Annotated in this window: 34 protein-coding genes; 2 read left to right on the top strand and 32 right to left on the bottom strand. The window is 58.5% G+C overall.

Features of this window, described 5'->3' with window-relative positions; all coding sequences use genetic code 11:
- The first annotated feature begins 19 nt into the window (after window positions 1–19).
- Window positions 20–856, top strand: coding sequence for a hypothetical protein (locus ACM62G_RS15515; protein WP_081006021.1), 837 nt, complete (start codon window positions 20–22; stop codon window positions 854–856).
- A 145-nt stretch (window positions 857–1,001) separates the two neighbouring features.
- Here the strand turns inward: ACM62G_RS15515 and ACM62G_RS15510 are convergent, their stop codons facing one another.
- Window positions 1,002–1,511 (bottom strand): single-stranded DNA-binding protein, encoded by a 510-nt coding sequence (locus ACM62G_RS15510; protein ID WP_054059477.1) that lies wholly within the window; start codon window positions 1,509–1,511, stop codon window positions 1,002–1,004.
- A 9-nt stretch (window positions 1,512–1,520) separates the two neighbouring features.
- Window positions 1,521–2,918 (bottom strand): MFS transporter, encoded by a 1,398-nt coding sequence (locus tag ACM62G_RS15505; protein WP_054059478.1) that lies wholly within the window; start codon window positions 2,916–2,918, stop codon window positions 1,521–1,523.
- 190 nt (window positions 2,919–3,108) lie between these two features.
- Between ACM62G_RS15505 and uvrA the strand changes: the two genes are divergently transcribed.
- Entirely contained in the window at window positions 3,109–5,943 is a 2,835-nt protein-coding gene (gene uvrA, locus ACM62G_RS15500; RefSeq protein ID WP_054059479.1) for an excinuclease ABC subunit UvrA, read from the top strand.
- 184 nt (window positions 5,944–6,127) lie between these two features.
- Here uvrA and bfr read toward each other — a convergent pair whose 3' ends face one another.
- The 30 genes from bfr to rpsJ all read right to left on the bottom strand — a co-directional run bounded on the left by bfr (window position 6,128) and on the right by rpsJ (window position 22,090).
- Complete coding sequence (bfr, locus tag ACM62G_RS15495; protein ID WP_054062546.1) at window positions 6,128–6,592, bottom strand: bacterioferritin; 465 nt, start codon at window positions 6,590–6,592, stop codon at window positions 6,128–6,130.
- A 156-nt stretch (window positions 6,593–6,748) separates the two neighbouring features.
- The gene (locus tag ACM62G_RS15490; RefSeq protein WP_419737438.1) at window positions 6,749–8,197 is read right to left on the bottom strand and encodes a catalase; all 1,449 of its coding nucleotides are present in this window, start codon (window positions 8,195–8,197) and stop codon (window positions 6,749–6,751) included.
- 191 nt (window positions 8,198–8,388) lie between these two features.
- Window positions 8,389–8,775 (bottom strand): 50S ribosomal protein L17, encoded by a 387-nt coding sequence (gene rplQ, locus ACM62G_RS15485; protein ID WP_017901545.1) that lies wholly within the window; start codon window positions 8,773–8,775, stop codon window positions 8,389–8,391.
- Between the two features lie 42 nt (window positions 8,776–8,817).
- Window positions 8,818–9,819 carry a DNA-directed RNA polymerase subunit alpha gene (locus ACM62G_RS15480; protein ID WP_003186012.1) on the bottom strand — a complete coding sequence of 334 codons (1,002 nt, stop codon included), beginning with the start codon at window positions 9,817–9,819 and terminating at the stop codon, window positions 8,818–8,820.
- A gap of 22 nt (window positions 9,820–9,841) precedes the next feature.
- Window positions 9,842–10,462: a 30S ribosomal protein S4 gene (gene rpsD, locus ACM62G_RS15475; protein WP_017901543.1), complete on the bottom strand. Its 621-nt coding sequence runs from the start codon at window positions 10,460–10,462 to the stop codon at window positions 9,842–9,844.
- 18 nt (window positions 10,463–10,480) lie between these two features.
- Window positions 10,481–10,870, bottom strand: a complete 390-nt coding sequence (rpsK, locus tag ACM62G_RS15470) for a 30S ribosomal protein S11 (RefSeq protein ID WP_007924177.1) — start codon at window positions 10,868–10,870, stop codon at window positions 10,481–10,483.
- A gap of 30 nt (window positions 10,871–10,900) precedes the next feature.
- The gene (rpsM, locus tag ACM62G_RS15465; RefSeq protein ID WP_017901542.1) at window positions 10,901–11,257 is read right to left on the bottom strand and encodes a 30S ribosomal protein S13; all 357 of its coding nucleotides are present in this window, start codon (window positions 11,255–11,257) and stop codon (window positions 10,901–10,903) included.
- A gap of 129 nt (window positions 11,258–11,386) precedes the next feature.
- The gene (rpmJ, locus tag ACM62G_RS15460) at window positions 11,387–11,503 is read right to left on the bottom strand and encodes a 50S ribosomal protein L36 (protein ID WP_002555468.1); all 117 of its coding nucleotides are present in this window, start codon (window positions 11,501–11,503) and stop codon (window positions 11,387–11,389) included.
- Window positions 11,504–11,531: 28 nt separating this feature from the next.
- Complete coding sequence (secY, locus tag ACM62G_RS15455; protein WP_010443917.1) at window positions 11,532–12,860, bottom strand: preprotein translocase subunit SecY; 1,329 nt, start codon at window positions 12,858–12,860, stop codon at window positions 11,532–11,534.
- Complete coding sequence (gene rplO, locus ACM62G_RS15450) at window positions 12,861–13,295, bottom strand: 50S ribosomal protein L15 (RefSeq protein WP_010220318.1); 435 nt, start codon at window positions 13,293–13,295, stop codon at window positions 12,861–12,863.
- 3 nt (window positions 13,296–13,298) lie between these two features.
- Window positions 13,299–13,475, bottom strand: coding sequence for a 50S ribosomal protein L30 (gene rpmD / locus ACM62G_RS15445; RefSeq protein WP_054059482.1), 177 nt, complete (start codon window positions 13,473–13,475; stop codon window positions 13,299–13,301).
- A 2-nt stretch (window positions 13,476–13,477) separates the two neighbouring features.
- Window positions 13,478–13,978, bottom strand: coding sequence for a 30S ribosomal protein S5 (rpsE, locus tag ACM62G_RS15440; protein ID WP_017901539.1), 501 nt, complete (start codon window positions 13,976–13,978; stop codon window positions 13,478–13,480).
- Window positions 13,979–13,981: 3 nt separating this feature from the next.
- On the bottom strand, window positions 13,982–14,332 hold the full coding sequence (gene rplR / locus ACM62G_RS15435) for a 50S ribosomal protein L18 (protein ID WP_017901538.1): 351 nt from the start codon (window positions 14,330–14,332) through the stop codon (window positions 13,982–13,984).
- Between the two features lie 10 nt (window positions 14,333–14,342).
- On the bottom strand, window positions 14,343–14,876 hold the full coding sequence (rplF, locus tag ACM62G_RS15430; RefSeq protein WP_017901537.1) for a 50S ribosomal protein L6: 534 nt from the start codon (window positions 14,874–14,876) through the stop codon (window positions 14,343–14,345).
- Window positions 14,877–14,887: 11 nt separating this feature from the next.
- A complete protein-coding gene (gene rpsH, locus ACM62G_RS15425) occupies window positions 14,888–15,280 on the bottom strand; it encodes a 30S ribosomal protein S8 (protein WP_017901536.1) in 393 nt (130 codons plus the stop codon).
- A gap of 212 nt (window positions 15,281–15,492) precedes the next feature.
- Window positions 15,493–15,798: a 30S ribosomal protein S14 gene (rpsN, locus tag ACM62G_RS15420; RefSeq protein WP_017901535.1), complete on the bottom strand. Its 306-nt coding sequence runs from the start codon at window positions 15,796–15,798 to the stop codon at window positions 15,493–15,495.
- A gap of 13 nt (window positions 15,799–15,811) precedes the next feature.
- Window positions 15,812–16,351, bottom strand: a complete 540-nt coding sequence (rplE, locus tag ACM62G_RS15415; RefSeq protein WP_054059483.1) for a 50S ribosomal protein L5 — start codon at window positions 16,349–16,351, stop codon at window positions 15,812–15,814.
- Window positions 16,352–16,371: 20 nt separating this feature from the next.
- Complete coding sequence (gene rplX / locus ACM62G_RS15410) at window positions 16,372–16,686, bottom strand: 50S ribosomal protein L24 (protein WP_010443924.1); 315 nt, start codon at window positions 16,684–16,686, stop codon at window positions 16,372–16,374.
- Window positions 16,687–16,697: 11 nt separating this feature from the next.
- Window positions 16,698–17,066 (bottom strand): 50S ribosomal protein L14, encoded by a 369-nt coding sequence (gene rplN / locus ACM62G_RS15405; RefSeq protein ID WP_009397502.1) that lies wholly within the window; start codon window positions 17,064–17,066, stop codon window positions 16,698–16,700.
- Between the two features lie 23 nt (window positions 17,067–17,089).
- Window positions 17,090–17,356: a 30S ribosomal protein S17 gene (gene rpsQ / locus ACM62G_RS15400; RefSeq protein ID WP_026144794.1), complete on the bottom strand. Its 267-nt coding sequence runs from the start codon at window positions 17,354–17,356 to the stop codon at window positions 17,090–17,092.
- A 2-nt stretch (window positions 17,357–17,358) separates the two neighbouring features.
- Window positions 17,359–17,550 (bottom strand): 50S ribosomal protein L29, encoded by a 192-nt coding sequence (rpmC, locus tag ACM62G_RS15395; RefSeq protein WP_002555481.1) that lies wholly within the window; start codon window positions 17,548–17,550, stop codon window positions 17,359–17,361.
- Window positions 17,550–17,963 (bottom strand): 50S ribosomal protein L16, encoded by a 414-nt coding sequence (rplP, locus tag ACM62G_RS15390; RefSeq protein ID WP_003228729.1) that lies wholly within the window; start codon window positions 17,961–17,963, stop codon window positions 17,550–17,552. Before rplP ends, rpmC begins: the two co-directional genes overlap by 1 nt.
- 12 nt (window positions 17,964–17,975) lie before the next feature.
- Window positions 17,976–18,662: a 30S ribosomal protein S3 gene (gene rpsC / locus ACM62G_RS15385; RefSeq protein WP_007924192.1), complete on the bottom strand. Its 687-nt coding sequence runs from the start codon at window positions 18,660–18,662 to the stop codon at window positions 17,976–17,978.
- A gap of 13 nt (window positions 18,663–18,675) precedes the next feature.
- A complete protein-coding gene (rplV, locus tag ACM62G_RS15380) occupies window positions 18,676–19,008 on the bottom strand; it encodes a 50S ribosomal protein L22 (RefSeq protein ID WP_003304070.1) in 333 nt (110 codons plus the stop codon).
- Window positions 19,009–19,019: 11 nt separating this feature from the next.
- Window positions 19,020–19,295, bottom strand: coding sequence for a 30S ribosomal protein S19 (rpsS, locus tag ACM62G_RS15375; protein ID WP_002555486.1), 276 nt, complete (start codon window positions 19,293–19,295; stop codon window positions 19,020–19,022).
- Between the two features lie 16 nt (window positions 19,296–19,311).
- Window positions 19,312–20,136: a 50S ribosomal protein L2 gene (gene rplB, locus ACM62G_RS15370; RefSeq protein WP_017901532.1), complete on the bottom strand. Its 825-nt coding sequence runs from the start codon at window positions 20,134–20,136 to the stop codon at window positions 19,312–19,314.
- Between the two features lie 14 nt (window positions 20,137–20,150).
- Window positions 20,151–20,450 (bottom strand): 50S ribosomal protein L23, encoded by a 300-nt coding sequence (gene rplW / locus ACM62G_RS15365; protein WP_002555488.1) that lies wholly within the window; start codon window positions 20,448–20,450, stop codon window positions 20,151–20,153.
- Complete coding sequence (gene rplD / locus ACM62G_RS15360; RefSeq protein WP_017901531.1) at window positions 20,447–21,049, bottom strand: 50S ribosomal protein L4; 603 nt, start codon at window positions 21,047–21,049, stop codon at window positions 20,447–20,449. The genes rplW and rplD overlap by 4 nt, the downstream gene beginning before the upstream one ends.
- A 12-nt stretch (window positions 21,050–21,061) precedes the next feature.
- On the bottom strand, window positions 21,062–21,697 hold the full coding sequence (gene rplC / locus ACM62G_RS15355) for a 50S ribosomal protein L3 (RefSeq protein ID WP_010443950.1): 636 nt from the start codon (window positions 21,695–21,697) through the stop codon (window positions 21,062–21,064).
- A gap of 81 nt (window positions 21,698–21,778) precedes the next feature.
- Window positions 21,779–22,090, bottom strand: a complete 312-nt coding sequence (rpsJ, locus tag ACM62G_RS15350; protein ID WP_003186070.1) for a 30S ribosomal protein S10 — start codon at window positions 22,088–22,090, stop codon at window positions 21,779–21,781.
- Window positions 22,091–22,175: the final 85 nt, after the last annotated feature.

Raw genomic sequence — 22,175 nt, 5'->3', positions numbered from 1 at the left:
GACCTGGATGGTCCCTGTCATGATGCAGTTCTTCAACAGCATTTCCTTCATCGAGGACGGCGCCCAGCAGCCGCTCGATACCAACAAGTTCCCGTTCCTGTACAACGATCAGGGCCTGGCAGTTCCCTGCAGCGAACCTCGTGGTCACCTGATCGAGCTGGCGCCGACCAGACCCGAGCTGGAGCTTGGCCATAAATACACAGGCATCGGCAGCAAGCCACGCCGGGTGCCTACGGCCTGCGGTTCCTATGAAATCACCGAGTTCGACTTCCATGCCAGGGAGGTCTGCTACAAACCGCTGTGGGCCACGGAGGAAACGGCCCAGGCCTTTGGCATGACCCTACTGCGCAGTGGCGAATGCATCCGTTTCGAATACGAGCAACTGATGATCGCGCAGTACACCTACGGCAAGTGGGCAGGTCATCAATCGCCCTATCTCGGGCCGGAGCGCCAGCGCGAGTTGCTCAACTACAACCCGACCGACCTCGAGTACCACAACTTCGCCCACGTGTTCCTGGCCCGCTATACCCGGCTGCCGCTGGTCATCAGCGTGGCGCGCTGGCGGCCCTACGTGAACCAGATCGAACTGGCCGACCTGTGGGTCAAGCCGGGCGACGCGCTGGTGCTGCCGCCCAAGACGTTTCCTGCCCCACCGCCGCCCGGGACGAACACGTACCTGAGCGTCGTCGACATGCACGGCAACCGCAACTCGGCCTTGGCCTGCTGGTTCCAGGGCAACGAGGATTGCCTGCCGACCGAAACCATCCTCGCCACCCCGGCACTGATGGATTCCGATACGGGCCGCCCGCACTACCACGAAGAGAAGACGCCGACGCGCCACGAATCGCTGCTGTAGACGTCCTGCAAGCCCGGGCCTGGGCCTGTGGGAAAGTTCAGGACGGGCATGTGGGCCGATCAATGGCTTTGCAGCCGGCAATAAAAAAGCGAAGCCAGGTTGCTGGCTTCGCTTTTCAGGTTCTCAGTGCTGGATAAGCAGCGGCTTAGAACGGAATATCGTCATCAAAGCTGTCGAAGTCCGGAGCCGGCTGCGGAGCGGCCTGCTGAGGGGCTGGACGCTGGGGTGCCTGCTGTGGACGCGGTGCCTGCTGGCGAGGGGCCTGCTGGCGTGGCGCGGACTGATCGTAGCCGCCCTGGTCGCCCTGTTGTGGACGGCCGCCCAGCAACTGCATGGTGCCCTGCATGTCGACGATGATCTCGGTGGTGTAGCGCTTGATCCCGTCCTTTTCCCACTCGCGGGTCTGCAGCTTGCCCTCGATGTAGACCTGCGAACCCTTGCGCAGGTATTCGCCGGCGATCTCGGCGACCTTGCCGAACATCGCCACACGGTGCCACTCGGTCTTCTCGACCTTCTGGCCGGTCTGCTTGTCGGTCCACTGCTCGCTGGTCGCCAGACTCAGGTTGGTCACGGCGTTGCCGTTGGGCAGGTAGCGAACTTCGGGATCCTGGCCGCAAGTACCGACCAATATGACTTTGTTAACCCCACGGGCCATAACGTTCTCCTAGGCTTCGCACGCTTGCGAGGCCGGTTCATTGACCAGGCGCTCAAGGGTGGTGCGATCCAACAATTCGGTGTCCAGTTTGATGTAGATGGCGGCCTCTTCGGCGACGACGACTGCATCGGTTACCCCTACGACGGCTTTCAGGCGCTCGACCAGACCCGCTTCGCGGATCGCCTCGGGCGATAACGGCAAGCGCAGGCTCGTCACATAGGGAGGTTCACGCATGGTAACAGCAAAGGCCAGCCAGAGGGCAGCCAGTGCGGCGCATCCGAGGAAGACTGCCGACAGACCGCCATGCTGAAACATCCAGCCGCCCAGAATACCGCCGAGAGCCGAGCCGAGGAACTGACTGGTGGAATACACCCCCATCGCCGTGCCCTTGCCTCCGGCCGGTGAAACCTTGCTGATCAGCGACGGCAGCGAGGCCTCCAGCAGGTTGAAGGCGGTGAAGAACACCACCGTACCGATCACCAGGGCCCGCAAACCATCACCGAACTCCCAGAAGAATAGCTCAGTGAGCATCAACGTCGTCACCGCGCCGAGCAAAACTCGTTTCATTTTGCGTTTCTTCTCGCCGTAGATGATGAACGGGATCATGGCGAAGAAGGAGATCAGCAAGGCGGTCAGGTACACCCACCAGTGCTGCTCCTTGGGCAGGTGGGCCTTTTCCACGAAGGCCAGCGGCAGGGCGACGAAGCTCGACATCAGCATCGCGTGCAACACGAAGATGCCCAGGTCCAGGCGCAGCAGGTCCGGGTGCCTGAGCGTCGGCAACAGGGCCTGGCGCGCCACGCCGGACTCGCGGTGCTGCAGCGGGCTGGTGGCCCTGGGCACCATCAGGGCGATGATCAGGATGCCGACCAGCGCCATGCCGCCCGTCGCCAGGAACAGCCCGGACAGGCCGAAGGCCCGGGTCAGCAGCGGCCCGACCACCATCGCCACGGCGAACGACAGGCCGATGGTCATGCCGATCATGGCCATGGCCTTGGTACGGTGCTGTTCGCGGGTCAGGTCCGAGAGCAGCGCCATGACCGCCGCGGAAATCGCCCCGGCGCCCTGCAGGATGCGCCCGGCGATCACGCCCCAGATCGAGTCGGCGTTGGCCGCCAGCAGGCTGCCGAGGGCGAAGACCACCAGGCCCAGGTAGATCACCGGGCGGCGGCCGATACGGTCGGAAATGATCCCGAAGGGGATCTGGAACAGAGCCTGGGTCAGGCCGTAGGCACCGATGGCCAGGCCGATCAGCGCCGGTGTCGCGCCCGCCAGATCCATCCCGTAGGTCGCCAGGACCGGCAACACCATGAACATACCAAGCATACGGAACGCGAACACCAGGGCCAGGCCGCTTGCCGCGCGGGTCTCGCCGCCACTCATGCGTTCGCTGTGGGGATCGTGCATGGAAAAACCTCGTGTGAACCGGCGGCGATTCTATCAGTCCCATCGTTTGAGCGGGTATAGGGTGACGCTTTGTCGCTCACTCGTTCAGCATCCTGTCATGCAAGGCTGCAATGCTGTGTCGCGATAGTGTGCATCCATCCAGTATTTAGCCTTATACTCCTGCCTTTACCGCCCGCCGTGCGAGGCCACTTTGGACAAGATCCTGATTCGTGGGGCTCGAACCCACAACCTGAAGAACATCGACCTGACCCTGCCCCGGGACAAGCTGATCGTCATCACCGGCCTGTCCGGGTCCGGCAAGTCGTCCCTGGCGTTCGACACGCTGTATGCCGAAGGCCAGCGCCGCTATGTCGAGTCGCTGTCGGCCTACGCCCGGCAGTTCCTGTCGATGATGGAAAAGCCCGATGTCGACACCATCGAAGGCCTGTCGCCGGCGATCTCCATCGAACAGAAATCGACCTCGCACAACCCGCGCTCGACGGTCGGCACCATTACCGAGATCTACGACTACCTGCGCCTGCTGTATGCCCGCGTGGGGACGCCGCGCTGCCCGGACCACGACATCCCGCTGGAAGCGCAGACCGTCAGCCAGATGGTCGACCTGGTGCTGGCCCAGCCCGAAGGCGCCAAGCTGATGCTGCTGGCGCCGGTGATCCGCGAGCGCAAGGGCGAGCACCTGTCGGTGTTCGAGGAACTGCGGGCTCAAGGCTTCGTCCGCGCGCGGGTCGACGGCAAGCTGTACGAGCTGGACGAAGTGCCCAAACTCGACAAGCAGAAGAAACACACGATCGATGTGGTGGTCGACCGCTTCAAGGTCCGCGCCGACCTGCAGCAGCGCCTGGCCGAATCCTTCGAGACCGCCTTGAAGCTGGCCGACGGCATTGCCCTGGTCGCACCGATGGACGACGAGCCGGGCGAGGAAATGATCTTCTCCGCGCGTTTCGCCTGCCCGGTCTGCGGCCACGCCATCAGCGAACTGGAACCCAAGCTGTTCTCCTTCAACAACCCGGCCGGTGCCTGCCCGACCTGTGACGGCCTGGGGGTGAAGCAGTTCTTCGACGTCAAGCGCCTGGTCAATGGCGAACTGACCTTGGCCGAGGGTGCGATACGCGGCTGGGACCGGCGCAACGTCTACTACTTCCAGATGCTCGGCTCGCTGGCCGCGCACTATGGTTTCAGCCTGGAAGTGCCGTTCAACAGCCTGCCGGCGGACCAGCAGAAGGTCATCCTCAACGGCAGCGGCAACCAGAACGTCGACTTCAGGTACCTCAACGACCGCGGCGATATCGTCAAGCGCTCGCACCCGTTCGAAGGCATCGTGCCCAACCTGGAGCGGCGCTACCGCGAGACCGAGTCGGCCACCGTGCGCGAGGAGCTGGCCAAGTTCCTCAGTACCCAGCCCTGCCCGGATTGCCGCGGAACACGCCTGCGTCGCGAGGCCCGGCATGTGTGGGTCGGCGAGAAAACCCTGCCGGCGGTCACCAACCTGCCGATCGGCGATGCCGCCGGTTACTTCTCGGGGCTGAAGCTGACCGGGCGCCGCGGCGAGATCGCCGACAAGATACTCAAGGAGATCTGCGAGCGCCTGCAGTTCCTGGTCAACGTCGGCCTCGACTACCTGACCCTGGACCGCAGCGCCGACACCCTGTCCGGCGGTGAAGCCCAGCGCATTCGCCTGGCCAGCCAGATCGGCGCCGGCCTGGTGGGCGTGATGTACATCCTCGACGAACCGTCCATCGGCCTGCACCAGCGCGACAACGACCGCCTGCTCGGCACCCTGAAACACCTGCGGGACATCGGTAACACGGTGATCGTGGTCGAGCACGACGAGGACGCGATCCGCCTGGCCGACTATGTGGTGGATATCGGCCCCGGCGCCGGCGTGCATGGCGGCAGCATCGTCGCCCAGGGCACCGCGGCCGAAGTCATGGCGCACCCGGATTCACTGACCGGCAAGTACCTGTCGGGCCGGGTGAAGATCGAGGTGCCGGCCAAGCGCACCCCGCGCAACAAGAAGCTGTCGCTGACCCTCAAGGGCGCCCGCGGCAACAACCTGCGCAATGTCGACCTGGAAATCCCGATCGGCCTGCTGACCTGCGTGACCGGTGTGTCCGGCTCGGGCAAGTCGACCCTGATCAACAACACCCTGTTCCCCCTCAGTGCGACCGCGCTCAACGGCGCCACGACCCTGGAAGCGGCGGCCCACGACAGCATCAACGGCCTGCAGCACCTGGACAAGGTGGTGGATATCGACCAGAGCCCGATCGGCCGTACCCCGCGTTCGAACCCGGCGACCTATACCGGCCTGTTCACGCCGATCCGTGAACTGTTCTCCGGTGTGCCGGAGGCCCGTTCCCGGGGCTATGGTCCGGGGCGCTTCTCGTTCAACGTCAAGGGCGGCCGTTGCGAAGCCTGCCAGGGCGATGGCCTGATCAAGGTGGAGATGCACTTCCTGCCGGACATCTACGTACCGTGCGACGTGTGCAAGAGCAAGCGCTACAACCGCGAAACCCTGGAGATCAAGTACAAGGGCAAGAGCATCCACGAAGTGCTGGAGATGACCATCGAGGAAGCGCGGGAGTTCTTCGATGCCGTACCGGCACTGGCGCGCAAGCTGCAGACACTGATGGACGTGGGGCTTTCCTATATCAAGCTGGGGCAGTCGGCGACCACCCTGTCCGGTGGCGAGGCGCAACGGGTCAAGTTGTCCCGCGAGCTGTCCAAGCGCGATACCGGCAAGACCCTGTATATCCTCGACGAGCCAACCACCGGTCTGCACTTCGCGGATATCCAGCAGTTGCTGGACGTGCTGCACCGCCTGCGCGACCACGGCAACACCGTGGTGGTGATCGAGCACAACCTGGATGTGATCAAGACCGCCGACTGGCTGGTGGACCTGGGACCCGAGGGCGGCTCCAAGGGCGGCCAGATCATCGCGGTGGGTACGCCGGAGCAGGTAGCCGAGATGCCGCAGTCGCATACCGGGCATTACCTGAAGCCGTTGCTGATTCGCGACCGGGCGTAATCAACGGGAATGAAAAGCCCCTGTCATCGTGTGATGGCAGGGGCTTTTTGGTGAGCGTTGAGGACGCTTTCGCCGGCAAGCCTGGCTCCTACAGGGGGGGCGGTGTGTCCGGTGTCGGGGTACGACACAATCCTGTAGGAGCCTGGCTGGCCGGCGAACCGGTGCATGGCACCGGCCATTCACCTCAGCACTGCGACTGCAGGTAATTCTCCAGGCCAATGGACTTGATCAACCCCAGCTGTTTCTCCAGCCAGTAGGTGTGATCTTCCTCGGTATCGGCCAGTTGCTGACGCAGGATATCGCGGGAGACGTAGTCCTTGTGCTGCTCGCAGAGCTCGATGCCCTTGCACAGCGCGGCACGCACCTTGTACTCCAGGCGCAGGTCGGCCTCGAACATCTCGGGCACAGTGGTACCAATGTCGAGATCATCCGGCCGCATGCGCGGTGTGCCTTCGAGCATCAGGATCCGGCGGATCAGTGCATCGGCGTGCTGAGCCTCTTCCTCACTTTCGTGATTCATGCGCTCGTAGAGCTTGCTGAAGCCCCAGTCCTCATACATCCGCGAATGGATCAGATATTGGTCACGGGCTGCCAGTTCGCCGGTCAGCAACGTGTTGAGGTAATCGATTACGTCCGGGTGACCTTGCATCGCCCTACATCTCCCTGCCTGAAAGTCTGTATTTTGAACCAAGCTGACCGGAAGGTCACGGCAAAAACAGCAGAAAAGTGAGAAATAGCAGAGAAAAACCATCGATTTGAAGCGAAAAACCGCCCAATTGAGGGCGGTTCTGCTTCTCGTTTAGACTTACTTCAGCACTACTCCCAACGCTTTCGCGACACCTTCACCATAAGCCGGGTCGGCCTTGAAGAAATACTGCAGTTGGCGCTGCACCACGTCATCGGACACACCGGCCATCGCACCGGCGATGTTGCTGATCAACAGCGCCTTCTGTTCGTCGTTCATCAACCGGAACAGCGCACCGGCATGGCTGAAGTAGTCGGTATCTTCGCGATGATCGTAGCGATCTGCGGCACCACTCAGGGCCAGTGCCGGCTCAGCGTAGCGAGGAGCCTGTTTCGGCGCATCGGCGTAGCTGTTGGGCTCGTAGTTCGGCGCGGCACCGCCGTTGCTGCCAAAGGCCATGGCACCGTCGCGCTGGTAGCTGTTGACCTGGCTACGTGGCGCGTTCACCGGCAGTTGCTGGTGGTTGGTGCCGACGCGATAGCGGTGGGCATCGGCGTAGGCGAATACGCGACCTTGCAGCATGCGGTCTGGCGACAGGCCGACACCTGGGACCATATTGCTTGGACCGAAGGCTGCCTGCTCGACTTCAGCGAAGTAGTTCTGCGGGTTGCGGTTCAGTTCCAGCTCACCGACTTCGATCAACGGGAACTCCTGCTGCGACCAGGTCTTGGTCACGTCGAACGGGTTCTCGTAGTGTGCCGCCGCCTGGGCCTCGGTCATGACCTGGATGCACACGCGCCATTTCGGGAAATCGCCACGCTCGATGGCATTGAACAGGTCACGCTGGGCATAATCCGGATCGGTACCTGCCAGGCGTGCCGCCTCGGCCGGCGCCAGGTTCTTGATGCCCTGCTTGGTCTTGTAGTGCCATTTCACCCAGTGACGCTCGCCCTTGGCGTTGATCAGGCTGTAGGTGTGGCTGCCAAAACCGTGCATGTGGCGGTAGCCATCCGGAATCCCGCGATCGGAGAACAGGATGGTGATCTGGTGCAATGCCTCAGGCGAGTGCGACCAGAAGTCCCACATCATCTGCGCGCTTTTCAGGTTGCTTTGCGGCAGGCGTTTCTGGGTGTGGATGAAATCTGGAAACTTCAGCGGGTCGCGAATGAAGAACACCGGCGTGTTGTTGCCGACGATGTCCCAGTTGCCTTCCTCGGTGTAGAACTTCAGGGCGAAACCCCGTGGATCGCGCTCGGTATCGGCCGAGCCACGCTCACCACCGACGGTGGAGAAACGCAGGAAGGTCTCGGTCTTCTTGCCGATCGCCTCGAACAGCTTGGCGCTGGTGTACTGGGTGATGTCCCTGGTAACGGTGAAGGTACCGTAGGCACCCGAACCCTTGGCGTGTACGCGACGCTCAGGGATGTTCTCACGGTTGAAGTGGGCAAGCTTCTCGATCAGGTGAAAGTCGTCGAGCAGCAGCGGGCCACGCGGGCCGGCGGAACGGGAATTCTGGTTATCTGCGACGGGAGCGCCGCTGGCGGTCGTCAGCGTTTTGTTCTGGCTCATACTCATCCTTCCTCTCTGGGTCTTGGTGCTGCCGGCTAATCGGCTGAGGGGAAGTATTGACCATGAAGGTTACAGGAACAAATGCATTAATCCATCAAAGGCAATAGTTAACAACTATTAACAACCTGTGCCTTTATAGCAGGCACAAAAAACCGGGCATTGGGCCCGGTTTTCTGTTTCAGACTGACGTCTTACTCGGCAGATACAGCATCGCCAGCAGTAGCACGATCAACCAACTCGACGTACGCCATAGGAGCGTTGTCGCCAGCGCGGAAACCGCACTTCAGGATGCGCAGGTAGCCACCCTGACGGGTAGCGTAACGCTTGCCCAGGTCGTTGAAGAGCTTACCAACGATAGCTTTCGAACGAGTACGGTCGAAAGCCAGACGGCGGTTAGCAACGCTGTCTACTTTAGCCAGGGTGATCAGCGGCTCGGCAACGCGGCGCAGTTCCTTGGCTTTTGGCAGAGTGGTTTTGATCAGCTCGTGCTCGAACAGCGACACAGCCATGTTTTGGAACATGGCTTTGCGGTGCGAGCTGGTGCGGCTCAGGTGACGTCCACTTTTACGATGACGCATGGTTCATTCCTTACCAAACACTACGTTCGGTGATTACGACGATCAGGCAGTCGCCTTGTCGTCCTTCTTAAGACTTGCAGGCGGCCAGTTATCGAGGCGCATGCCGAGGGACAGACCGCGGGAGGCCAGAACATCCTTGATTTCGGTCAAGGATTTCTTGCCCAGGTTCGGAGTCTTCAACAGCTCTACTTCGGTACGCTGAATCAGGTCGCCGATGTAGTAGATGTTTTCCGCCTTAAGGCAGTTAGCCGAACGTACAGTCAGTTCCAGATCGTCAACCGGGCGAAGCAGGATCGGATCGATCTCGTCTTCCTGCTCGACAACCACTGGCTCACTGTCACCCTTGAGGTCGACGAACGCAGCCAACTGCTGTTGCAGGATGGTTGCAGCACGACGGATAGCCTCTTCAGGATCCAGGGTACCGTTGGTTTCCAGATCAATAACCAGTTTATCCAGGTTGGTACGCTGTTCGACACGGGCGTTTTCCACCACGTAGGCGATACGGCGAACCGGGCTGAACGAAGAGTCGAGCTGCAAGCGACCGATGCTGCGGCTTTCGTCTTCATCGCTCTGACGCGAGTCTGCTGGTTCATAGCCACGGCCACGAGCTACGGTGAGCTTCATGTTCAAGGCGCCATTGGACGCCAGGTTGGCGATTACGTGATCGGGGTTAACGATCTCGACATCATGATCCAGCTGAATATCGGCAGCGGTAACCACCCCCGAACCCTTCTTCGACAAGGTCAGCGTAACTTCGTCACGGCCGTGCAGCTTGATAGCCAGACCTTTAAGGTTCAACAGGATTTCAATGACATCTTCCTGTACACCTTCGATGGCGCTGTACTCGTGGAGCACACCGTCAATCTCGGCCTCGACTACTGCACAGCCTGGCATTGAGGACAACAGGATGCGGCGCAGCGCGTTGCCCAGGGTGTGGCCAAAACCACGCTCGAGAGGCTCGAGAGTGATCTTAGCGCGGGTTGGACTGACAACCTGCACGTCGATGTGACGGGGTGTCAGGAACTCATTTACCGAAATCTGCATGGATGCACCTATTTTCTAGCCCTTACTTGGAGTAGAGCTCGACAATCAGGCTTTCGTTGATGTCGGCGGAGAGGTCACTGCGAGCAGGAACGCTTTTGAAAACGCCCGACTTCTTGTCAGTGTCCACATCTACCCATTCTACGCGGCCACGCTGAGCACACAGTTCCAGGGCCTGGACGATACGCAGCTGGTTCTTCGCCTTTTCGCGAACAGCAACCACGTCACCAGCACGAACCTGGTAGGACGGAACGTTTACGGTCTTGCCGTTAACGCTGATGGACTTGTGCGATACCAGCTGACGCGATTCGGCACGAGTCGAGCCGAAGCCCATGCGGTATACGACGTTGTCCAGACGGCACTCGAGCAGTTGCAGCAGGTTTTCACCGGTTGCACCTTTCTTGCCAGCAGCTTGCTTATAGTAGCCGCTGAACTGACGCTCGAGGACGCCGTAGATACGACGAACTTTTTGCTTCTCACGCAGCTGGGTGCCGTAGTCGGACTGACGACCGCGACGCTGGCCGTGGATACCAGGAGCTGCTTCGATGTTGCACTTGGATTCGATAGCGCGCACGCCGCTCTTCAGGAAGAGGTCGGTGCCTTCGCGACGAGCCAATTTGCATTTTGGACCAATGTAACGAGCCATTCTTTACAATCTCCTGGATTACACGCGGCGCTTCTTCGGCGGACGGCACCCGTTGTGCGGGATTGGCGTCACGTCGGTGATGCTGGCGATCTTATAGCCACAGCCGTTCAGAGCACGGACAGCGGACTCACGACCTGGACCTGGGCCCTTGACGTTGACGTCGAGGTTCTTCAGGCCATATTCCAGCGCAGCTTGGCCAGCACGTTCAGCGGCAACCTGGGCAGCGAACGGGGTGGACTTACGGGAACCGCGGAAACCCGAACCGCCGGAGGTAGCCCAGGACAGAGCGTTACCTTGACGATCGGTGATGGTCACGATGGTGTTGTTGAAAGACGCGTGGATGTGGGCGATGCCATCAACCACTGTCTTTTTAATTTTCTTACGAGGACGAGCAGCAGGTTTTGCCATGACTAAATTCCTGTCGATTCGCTGGTGCGATTACTTGCGGATCGGCTTACGCGGACCTTTGCGAGTACGCGCGTTGGTCTTGGTACGCTGACCGCGCACTGGCAGACCTTTACGATGACGCAGACCGCGGTAGCAGCCCAGGTCCATCAAGCGCTTGATTTTCATGTTGATTTCGCGACGCAGGTCACCTTCAGTGGTGAACTTCGCCACTTCGCCACGCAGCTGTTCAATCTGCTCGTCGCTCAGATCCTTGATCTTCGCGGCTGGGTTGACCCCAGTCACTGCACAGATCTGCTGTGCAGTAGTGCGACCAACACCATAGATGTAGGTCAGCGAGATAACAGTGTGCTTGTTATCTGGAATGTTAACGCCTGCAATACGGGCCATTCAGTGGGACTCCAATTGACAGCTACCTACGCCCCGGAAGCCAAGAAATAGGGCGCGAGATAATATCGCTGTAATAACAAATAATCAACCCAGCAGCGCACTAGCTGCTGGGCTTCAAGCAGATCACACTCAGCCTTGGCGCTGTTTGTGACGCGGTTCCGCGCTGCAAATTACTCGAACCACACCTTCGCGGCGAATAATCTTGCAGTTACGGCACAGCTTTTTCACCGATGCACGAACTTTCATCACCAACTCCTCGAACCTTATGGGTGCTTCAGCGCAGCATGCCGCTGCCGTAGCCCTTCAGGTTGGCTTTCTTCATCAGGGATTCGTACTGGTGCGAAACGAGGTGAGATTGCACTTGGGACATGAAGTCCATCACAACCACGACCACGATCAGCAACGAGGTCCCGCCAAGGTAGAACGGAACGTTTGCTGCAACCACCAGGAACTGGGGCAACAGGCACACGGCCGTCATATATAGAGCACCGAACATGGTCAAACGGGTCAGAACGCCATCAATGTAGCGTGCCGACTGCTCGCCTGGACGGATACCCGGAATAAAGGCACCGGACTTCTTCAGGTTTTCCGCTACGTCTTTCGGATTGAACATCAACGCCGTATAGAAGAAGCAGAAGAAAATAATCCCTGCACTAAACAGCAGAATATTCAACGGCTGACCAGGAGCGATCGACTGCGAGATGTCCTGCAACCAGCCCATACCTTCAGACTGACCGAACCAGGCACCCAACGAAGCCGGAAACAGCAAGATGCTGCTCGCGAAGATAGCTGGAATCACACCGGCCATATTCACTTTCAGCGGCAAGTGGCTGGTCTGCGCAGCGAAGACCTTGCGGCCCTGCTGACGCTTGGCGTAGTGAACAGCAATACGACGCTGGCCACGCTCAATGAACACCACGAAACCGATAATCGCTACTGCCAGCAAACCGATGGCAACCAGGGCGAAAATGTTGATATCACCCTGACGCGCAGACTCGAAAGACTGCCCGATCGCTCTCGGAAGACCGGCGACGATACCCGAAAAAATCAGCATCGAGATACCGTTGCCAACACCGCGCTCCGTAATCTGCTCACCCAGCCACATCATGAACATCGCGCCGGCCACGAACGTGGACACCGCGACGAAATGGAAGCCGAAATCAGCAGAAAAAGCTACGCCCTGACCAGCCAGGCCAATGGACATGCCAATGGCTTGAACAAGGGCCAGGACGACGGTGCCATAGCGGGTGTACTGGCTGATCTTGCGACGACCAGCCTCACCTTCCTTCTTCAACTGCTCCAGCTGCGGGCTGATAGCGGTCATCAGTTGCATGATGATCGAGGCCGAAATGTACGGCATGATCCCCAGTGCAAAGATACTCATCCGCTCCAGCGCGCCGCCGGAAAACATGTTGAACAAGCTAAGAATGGTCCCCTCATTCTGTCGAAACAGGTCCGCCAGCCGGTCCGGGTTGATACCTGGAACTGGGATGTGCGCACCTATCCGGTAGACGATAATCGCCAGGAACAGGAAACGCAGACGAGCCCAGAGCTCGGATAACCCGCCTTTGCTGAGCGCTGAGAGAGCACCTTGCTTAGCCATTTATTCCTCGAACTTGCCGCCAGCTGCTTCGATAGCCGCACGCGCACCCTTGGTGGCGGCGATGCCCTTGATAGTTACAGCGCGAGTCACTTCGCCCGACAGCATGATTTTCACACGCTGAACGTTCTGGTTGATCACGTTGGCATCTTTCAGGGACTGCACGGTTACGACGTCGCCTTCCACCTTGGCCAGCTCGGACAGACGCACTTCTGCGCGGTCCATGGCTTTCAGGGAAACGAAACCGAACTTCGGCAGGCGACGATGCAGCGGCTGTTGACCGCCTTCAAAGCCTGGAGCGATGGTGCCACCGGAACGGGAGGTCTGACCTTTGTGACCACGGCCACCAGTCTTACCCAAACCGCTACCGATACCACGGCCCGGACGATGCTTTTCGCGACGGGAACCCGGCGCTGGACTCAGATCATTGAGTTTCATCGATTAACCCTCGACACGCAGCATGTAGTAAGCCTTGTTGATCATCCCGCGGTTCTCGGGAGTATCCTGGACTTCTACAGTGTGACCGATGCGACGCAGACCCAGACCCTTCACGCACAGTTTGTGGCTAGGGATGCGGCCGTTGGTGCTTTTGATCAGCGTTACTTTTACGGTTGCCATGATCACAGGATCTCCGCTGCAGTTTTGCCGCGCTTGGCAGCAATGGACTCAGGGGACTGCATGGCTTTCAGACCTTTGAAAGTGGCGTGAACCACGTTTACCGGGTTGGTCGAGCCGTAGCACTTGGCCAGAACGTTCTGAACGCCAGCAACTTCGAGGACAGCACGCATAGCGCCGCCAGCGATGATACCGGTACCTTCAGATGCAGGCTGCATGTAGACCTTCGAAGCGCCGTGGGCGGACTTCGTGGCGTACTGCAGAGTGGTACCGTTCAGGTCCACCTGGATCATGTTGCGGCGAGCCGCTTCCATGGCCTTCTGGATCGCAGCAGGCACTTCACGGGACTTGCCACGGCCGAAGCCTACACGGCCCTTACCATCACCTACCACGGTCAACGCGGTGAAAGTGAAGATACGGCCACCTTTTACGGTTTTGGCTACGCGGTTAACTTGAACCAGCTTCTCGATGTAGCCTTCGTCGCGCTTTTGGTCGTTATTGGACATAACTTAGAACTCCAGCCCAGCTTCACGAGCAGCCTCAGCCAGCGCCTTGACGCGGCCGTGGTACTTGAAGCCAGAGCGGTCGAAAGCCACCTGCGAGACGCCTGCGGCTTTAGCACGCGAAGCGACCAGCTGGCCAACCTTAGTGGCCGCGTCGATGTTGCCGGTGGCACCATCACGCAGTTCTTTATCCAAAGTCGAGGCGCTGGCCAGGACCTTGTTGCCGTCGGCCGAAATGACCTGGGCGTAGATGTGCTGCGAAGAGCGGAACACGCAGAGACGCACGACTTCGAGTTCGTGCATTTTCAGGCGTGCTTTGCGAGCGCGACGCAGTCGAGTAACTTTTTTGTCGGTCATTTGCTATGCCCTACTTCTTCTTGGCTTCTTTACGACGGACGACTTCGTCCGCGTAGCGCACACCTTTACCTTTGTAAGGCTCTGGTGGACGGAAGTCGCGGATCTCGGCGGCCACCTGACCTACCAGCTGCTTGTCGATACCCTTGATCAGGATGTCGGTCTGGCTAGGCGTTTCAGCGGTGATGCCTTCCGGCAGTTCGTAATCCACTGGGTGCGAGAAGCCAAGGGCCAGGTTCAGGACCGAACCTTTTGCTTGTGCCTTGTAACCAACACCGACCAGCTGGAGCTTGCGCTCGAAGCCTTGGCTAACGCCCTGGACCATGTTGTTGACCAACGCACGCGTGGTACCAGCCATTGCGCGAGTCTGCTGGTCGCCGTTGCGAGCGGCGAAACGCAGCTCACCAGCTTCCTGGACGATCTCGACGGACGAATGGACATTCAGTTCGAGAGTGCCCTTGGCACCCTTCACCGAAAGCTGTTGGCCGGCGAATTTGACTTCGACACCAGCTGGCAGCTTAACGGGGTTCTTAGCGACGCGAGACATGCTTATCCCCCTTAGAACACTGTGCAAAGAACTTCGCCGCCGACACCGGCAGCGCGCGCAGCACGATCAGTCATCACACCCTTGTTGGTGGAGACGATAGACACGCCCAGACCGCCACGTACTTTCGGCAGTTCTTCGACGGACTTGTACTGACGCAGGCCTGGACGGCTAACGCGCTTCACTTCCTCGATGACCGGACGGCCTTCGAAGTACTTCAGCTCGATGGACAGCGACGGCTTGGCGTCGGTGGTTACCTGAAAACCCGCAATGTAACCTTCGTCCTTCAGGACTTTTGCTACAGCCACCTTCAGCGTGGAAGACGGCATGCTTACGACGGACTTTTCAGCCATCTGGGCATTACGGATTCGAGTTAGCATGTCCGCTAACGGGTCCTGCATACTCATGGGCTAGATGCTCCTGATACAAAAAAAATGAGCCTTGCGGCTGCAACTGTCGCCGAGCTGTTCCACACGTAAAAAGTGCAGGCTCAGGCGAGCCGGTCATTCTAGACATACGCCAGAAATGAATCAAGCCCCAAAAGGGGCTTGATTCAGACTCCAGGTCACCACCGGTCAGGATCTTGCGAGCCCGACCAGGGCGACTGAGGAAGTGCGGCTTACCAGCTGGCTTTGACCAGACCTGGTACGTCACCACGCATGGCGGCTTCACGCAGCTTGTTACGGCCCAGGCCGAACTTGCGGTAAACGCCGTGCGGACGACCAGTCAGGCGGCAGCGGTTACGCAGGCGCGAGGCGCTGGCGTCACGTGGCTGCTTCTGCAGGGCGATCGAAGCTTCCCAACGTGCTTCTGGACTTGCGTTCAGGTCGACGATGATAGCTTTGAGCGCTGCACGCTTGGTGGCGTACTTGGCAACGGTGAGCTGACGCTTCAGCTCACGGTTTTTCATGCTCTTCTTGGCCATTTTCCTACTCCAATCAGTTGCGGAACGGGAATTTGAAAGCACGCAGCAGGGCGCGACCTTCTTCATCCGTCTTGGCAGTGGTGGTCAGGGTAATGTCCAGACCGCGGAGAGCATCGATCTTGTCGTAGTCGATTTCCGGGAAGATGATCTGCTCTTTCACGCCCATGCTGTAGTTGCCACGACCGTCGAAGGACTTGGCATTCAGGCCGCGGAAGTCGCGAACCCGAGGCAGGGAGATCGACAGCAGACGATCCAGGAACTCATACATACGATCGCGACGCAGGGTCACCTTGACACCGATCGGCCAACCTTCGCGGACTTTGAAGCCTGCGATGGATTTGCGAGCGTGAGTCACAACGACCTTCTGGCCGGTGATCTTTTCCAGGTCAGCAACAGCGTGCTCGATGACTTTCTTGTCGCCGATCGCTTCGCCCAGACCCATGTTCAGGGTGATTTTGGTAATGCGCGGGACTTCCATCACGTTCACCAGCTTAAGTTCTTCCTTAAGCTTGGGAGCGATTTCGTTCCGGTAAATCTCTTTCAGTCGTGCCATGGTCTTCTACCTAGCAGTGTTCAAGCATCAACCGCTTTTTGGGTCGACTTGAAGACACGAATTTTTTTGCCGTCTTCTACTTTGAAACCAACGCGGTCAGCCTTGTTGGTTTCGCTGTTGAAAATGGCGACGTTGGAAGCGTGCAGTGGCGCTTCTTTCTCGACGATACCGCCCTGTACGCCCGACATCGGGTTAGGCTTGGTATGACGCTTGACCAGGTTCAGGCCACCGACGACCAGACGGTCGTCAGCCAGAACCTTAAGCACCTTACCGCGCTTGCCTTTGTCTTTGCCGGCGATCACGATGATCTCGTCGTCACGACGAATCTTTTGCATGTCGGATCTCCTTACAGCACTTCTGGGGCGAGCGAGACGATCTTCATGAACTTCTCAGAGCGAAGTTCACGGGTCACTGGCCCAAAGATACGGGTGCCGATCGGCTCTTGCTTGTTGTTCAGCAGAACAGCAGCGTTGCCATCAAAGCGGATAATCGAGCCGTCAGCACGGCGAACGCCGTGACGGGTGCGGACTACAACAGCAGTCATCACCTGGCCTTTTTTCACCTTACCGCGAGGAATTGCTTCCTTCACGGTAACTTTGATGATGTCACCGATAGCTGCGTAACGACGATGGGAGCCACCAAGCACCTTGATGCACATAACGCGACGAGCGCCGCTGTTATCGGCCACATCGAGCATGGATTGAGTCTGAATCATATAATTTCTCCGACCCCTAGCCCTTAGACTTCCACAGCGCGTTCGATAACCTCGACCAGCGCCCAAGACTTGGTCTTGGCCAGCGGACGGGTCTCACGGATGGAGACCTTGTCGCCGATGTGGCACTGGTTGGTTTCGTCGTGCGCGTGCAGCTTAGTCGAACGCTTAACGTATTTACCGTAGATCGGGTGCTTGACGCGACGCTCGATCAGAACGGTGATGGTCTTGTCCATTTTGTCGCTGACAACACGGCCAGTCAGCGTACGGACGGTCTTTTCGGCTTCAGCCATGATCACTTACCTGCCTGCTGGTTGAGCACAGTTTTCACACGAGCGATATCGCGCTTAACTTGCGAGAGCAGGTGAGACTGCCCCAACTGGCCAGTTGCTTTCTGCATGCGCAGATTGAACTGGTCGCGCAGCAGGCCGAGCAGTTGCTCGTTCAGCTGCTGTGCGGATTTTTCACGAAGTTCATTCGCTTTCATCACATCACCGTCCGTTTAACAAAGGAGGTGGCGAGAGGCAGCTTTGCAGCAGCCAGGGCGAAAGCCTCACGCGCCAGCTCTTCAGAAACACCCTCGATTTCATACAGGACCTTGCCTGGCTGAATCTGGGCAACCCAGTACTCGACGTTACCCTTACCTTTACCCATACGAACTTCGAGGGGCTTCTTGGAGATAGGCTTGTCCGGGAATACACGGATCCAGATCTTGCCGCCACGTTTTACGTGACGGGTCAGGGCACGACGTGCCGACTCGATCTGACGGGCGGTGAGACGACCGCGAGCAACAGACTTCAGCGCGAACTCGCCGAAGCTGACTTTGCTACCGCGCAGTGCCAGACCACGGTTGTGGCCGGTCATCTGCTTGCGGAACTTCGTACGCTTTGGTTGCAACATTTGGCGTACCCCTTACTTGGCAGCTTTTTTACGAGGCGCTGGTGCTTGCGGCTTCAGCTCTTCCTGGCGACCACCAATTACTTCGCCCTTGAAGATCCAAACCTTGACACCGATCACACCGTAGGTGGTGTGAGCTTCGTAGGTGGCATAGTCGATATCGGCACGCAGGGTGTGCAGTGGCACACGACCTTCGCGATACCATTCAGTACGTGCGATCTCAGCACCGCCGAGACGACCGCTCACCTGGATCTTGATGCCCTTGGCACCAATGCGCATGGCGTTCTGTACGGCGCGCTTCATGGCGCGACGGAACATGACGCGACGCTCCAGCTGCTGAGCTACGCTCTGCGCAACCAGCATACCGTCGAGCTCCGGCTTGCGGATCTCTTCGATATTGATGTGCACAGGCACACCCATTTGCTTGGTCAGGTCCTGACGCAGTTTTTCAACATCTTCACCTTTCTTCCCGATAACGATACCTGGACGAGCGGTGTGGATGGTGATGCGTGCGGTTTGGGCCGGACGATGGATATCGATACGGCTTACGGACGCGCTTTTTAGTTTGTCCTGGAGGTACTCACGCACGTTCAGATCTGCAAGCAGATAGTCCGCGTAAGTGCGACCGTCTGCGTACCAGACGGAGGTGTGCTCCTTGACGATTCCCAGGCGAATGCCAATGGGATGTACTTTCTGACCCATCTCTTCGACTCCGTTACTTGTCAGCAACCTTGACAGTGATATGGCAAGACCGCTTGACGATGCGATCAGCACGGCCCTTGGCACGTGGCATGATGCGCTTCAGCGAACGCCCTTCGTTGACGAAAACGGTGCTGACCTTCAGGTCATCAACGTCAGCGCCTTCGTTATGCTCGGCGTTGGCTACGGCCGACTCCAGCACTTTTTTCATGATCTCGGCGGCTTTCTTACTGCTGAAAGCCAGCAGGTTGAGCGCATCGCCCACCTTCTTCCCGCGGATCTGGTCGGCGACCAAGCGGGCTTTCTGGGCGGAGATTCGAGCGCCCGACAACTTAGCGGCTACTTCCATTTCCTAACCCCTTAACGCTTGGCTTTCTTGTCGGCCACGTGACCACGATAGGTACGGGTGCCGGCAAATTCGCCCAGTTTGTGACCGACCATGTCTTCGTTCACCAGAACTGGGACATGCTGACGACCGTTATGCACAGCGATGGTCAGACCGACCATTTGTGGCAGGATCATGGAACGGCGCGACCAGGTCTTAACTGGTTTGCGATCGTTCTTCTCCGCCGCCACTTCGATCTTCTTCAGTAGGTGAAGATCGATAAAAGGACCTTTTTTCAGAGAACGTGGCACTGTCGTATCCCTCTATTTACTTGCGACGACGGACGATCATGTTGTCGGTACGCTTATTACCACGAGTCTTCGCGCCCTTAGTCGGGAAGCCCCATGGCGATACCGGATGACGACCACCGGAGGTACGACCTTCACCACCACCATGTGGGTGGTCAACCGGGTTCATGGCAACACCACGAACGGTTGGGCGAACGCCACGCCAGCGTTTGGCACCGGCTTTACCCAGGGAACGCAGGCTGTGCTCGGAGTTCGAGACTTCGCCCAGCGTTGCACGGCATTCCGACAGCACTTTACGCATTTCGCCGGAACGCAGACGCAGGGTAACGTACACGCCTTCACGAGCGATCAGCTGAGCCGAAGCACCAGCGGAACGAGCGATCTGTGCACCCTTGCCTGGTTTCAGTTCGATACCGTGTACGGTCGAACCCACTGGGATGTTGCGCAGCTGCAGGGTGTTGCCTGGCTTGATTGGAGCCAGAGCGCCTGCGATCAGCTGGTCGCCAGCACTCACGCCTTTAGGGGCGATGATGTAGCGACGCTCGCCGTCTGCGTACAGCAGCAGAGCGATGTGAGCAGTACGGTTTGGATCGTATTCGATACGCTCGACAGTGGCAGCGATGCCATCTTTGTCGTTGCGACGGAAGTCGACCAGACGGTAATGCTGCTTATGACCACCACCTACGTGACGAGTAGTGATGCGGCCATTGTTGTTACGACCACCAGACTTCGATTTTTTCTCGAGCAGCGGTGCGTGAGGAGCGCCTTTGTGCAGCTCCTGGTTGACCACCTTGACCACAAAACGGCGGCCAGGGGAAGTCGGTTTGCATTTAACGATTGCCATGATGCACCCCTTCCTTACTCAGCACTGCTGCTGAAATCGAGATCTTGGCCTGGCTGAAGGGAGATAACTGCCTTCTTCCAGTCATTACGCTTGCCCAGACCGCGAGCGGTACGCTTGCTCTTACCCAGAACGTTCAGGGTAGTCACGCGCTCTACTTTCACGCTGAACAGGCTTTCGACGGCCTTCTTGATTTCCAGCTTGGTTGCGTCGGTCGCAACCTTGAAAACGAACTGGCCTTTTTTGTCTGCCAGAACCGTAGCCTTCTCGGAAACGTGCGGGCCAAGCAGAACTTTAAATACGCGTTCCTGGTTCATCCCAGCAGCTCCTCGAATTTCTTCACGGCCGACACGGTGATCAACACCTTGTCGTATGCGATCAGACTGACCGGATCGGAACCCTGCACGTCACGAACGTCGACGTGTGGCAGGTTGCGAGCAGCCAGGTACAGGTTCTGGTCAACAGCGTCAGACACGATCAGAACGTCGGTCAGGCTCAGGCCAGTCAGTTTGCTCAACAGGTCTTTGGTTTTCGGGGTTTCAACAGCGAAATCCTGAACAACGACCAGACGATCAGTACGCACCAGCTCAGCAAGGATGGAGCGCAGGGCTGCGCGGTACATCTTCTTGTTCAGCTTCTGGGAGTGATCCTGAGGACGAGCTGCGAAAGTGGTACCACCGCCACGCCAGATTGGGCTACGGATAGTACCGGCACGAGCACGGCCAGTACCTTTCTGACGCCATGGGCGCTTGCCGCCACCGGAAACGTCGGAACGGGTCTTCTGCTGCTTGCTACCTTGACGGCCGCCAGCCATGTAGGCCACGACTGCTTGGTGAACCAGCGTCTCGTTGAATTCGCCGCCAAATGTCAGTTCGGAAACTTCGATCGCTTGAGCGCCATTTACATTTAATTGCATGTCAGCTTCCCCTTAACCGCGAGCCTTGGCTGCTGGACGTACAACCACGTTGCCGCCAGTAGCGCCAGGAACAGCGCCCTTGACCAACAACAGATTGCGTTCAGCGTCCACGCGCACTACTTCCAGGGACTGCACGGTCACGCGCTCAGCGCCCATGTGACCGGACATTTTCTTGCCCTTGAATACACGACCAGGAGTCTGGCACTGGCCGATAGAGCCTGGAACGCGGTGGGATACGGAGTTACCGTGGGTGTTATCTTGCCCGCGGAAATTCCAACGCTTGATCGTACCGGCGAAGCCTTTACCCTTGGACTGACCGGTTACATCAACCAGTTGGCCAGCGGCGAAGATTTCAGCATTGATCAGATCGCCAGCCTTGTATTCGCCTTCTTCAAGACGGAATTCCAGGACGGTGCGACCAGCGGCAACGTTCGCCTTGGCGAAGTGACCCGCTTGAGCTGCTGTAACACGCGAAGCGCGACGCTCGCCGACAGTGACTTGCACTGCACGGTAGCCATCGGTTTCTTCAGTTTTGAACTGGGTGACGCGATTCGGCTCGATCTCGATGACCGTGACCGGAATGGAGACACCTTCTTCGGTGAAAATACGGGTCATACCGCATTTACGACCGACTACACCAATAGTCATGTTGTAAACCTCATGAGTGTACGGGGCTTTCACCCGCTATGGCCGCCCATTTCAGAGCGTTACACGACCAAGACCTGAGTCTTAGCCGAGGCTGATCTGCACTTCCACGCCTGCCGCAAGATCGAGCTTCATAAGAGCGTCAACGGTTTTATCCGTTGGCTGGACGATGTCCAGGACGCGCTTGTGAGTACGGATCTCGTACTGGTCACGCGCGTCTTTGTTGACGTGCGGGGAGACCAGAACGGTGAACCGCTCTTTACGAGTAGGCAGTGGAATTGGACCACGCACTTGAGCACCAGTACGTTTCGCGGTTTCCACGATTTCCTGGGTGGATTGGTCGATCAGGCGATGGTCAAAAGCCTTCAACCTGATACGGATTTGCTGATTTTGCATTGGATTTCAGACTCCGGCTGCTATTCCCACCGGGCGCAATACGCCCGTTAAAAGGAGGCGCAATTCTATAGACGCCCCCATAAGG

The organism is Pseudomonas sp. COR18, assembly GCF_048568395.1.
GTDB lineage: Bacteria > Pseudomonadota > Gammaproteobacteria > Pseudomonadales > Pseudomonadaceae > Aquipseudomonas > Aquipseudomonas fuscovaginae_B.
Note: the sequence above shows the minus strand (reverse complement) of the source record. Positions and strands in the feature narration are given on the sequence as shown.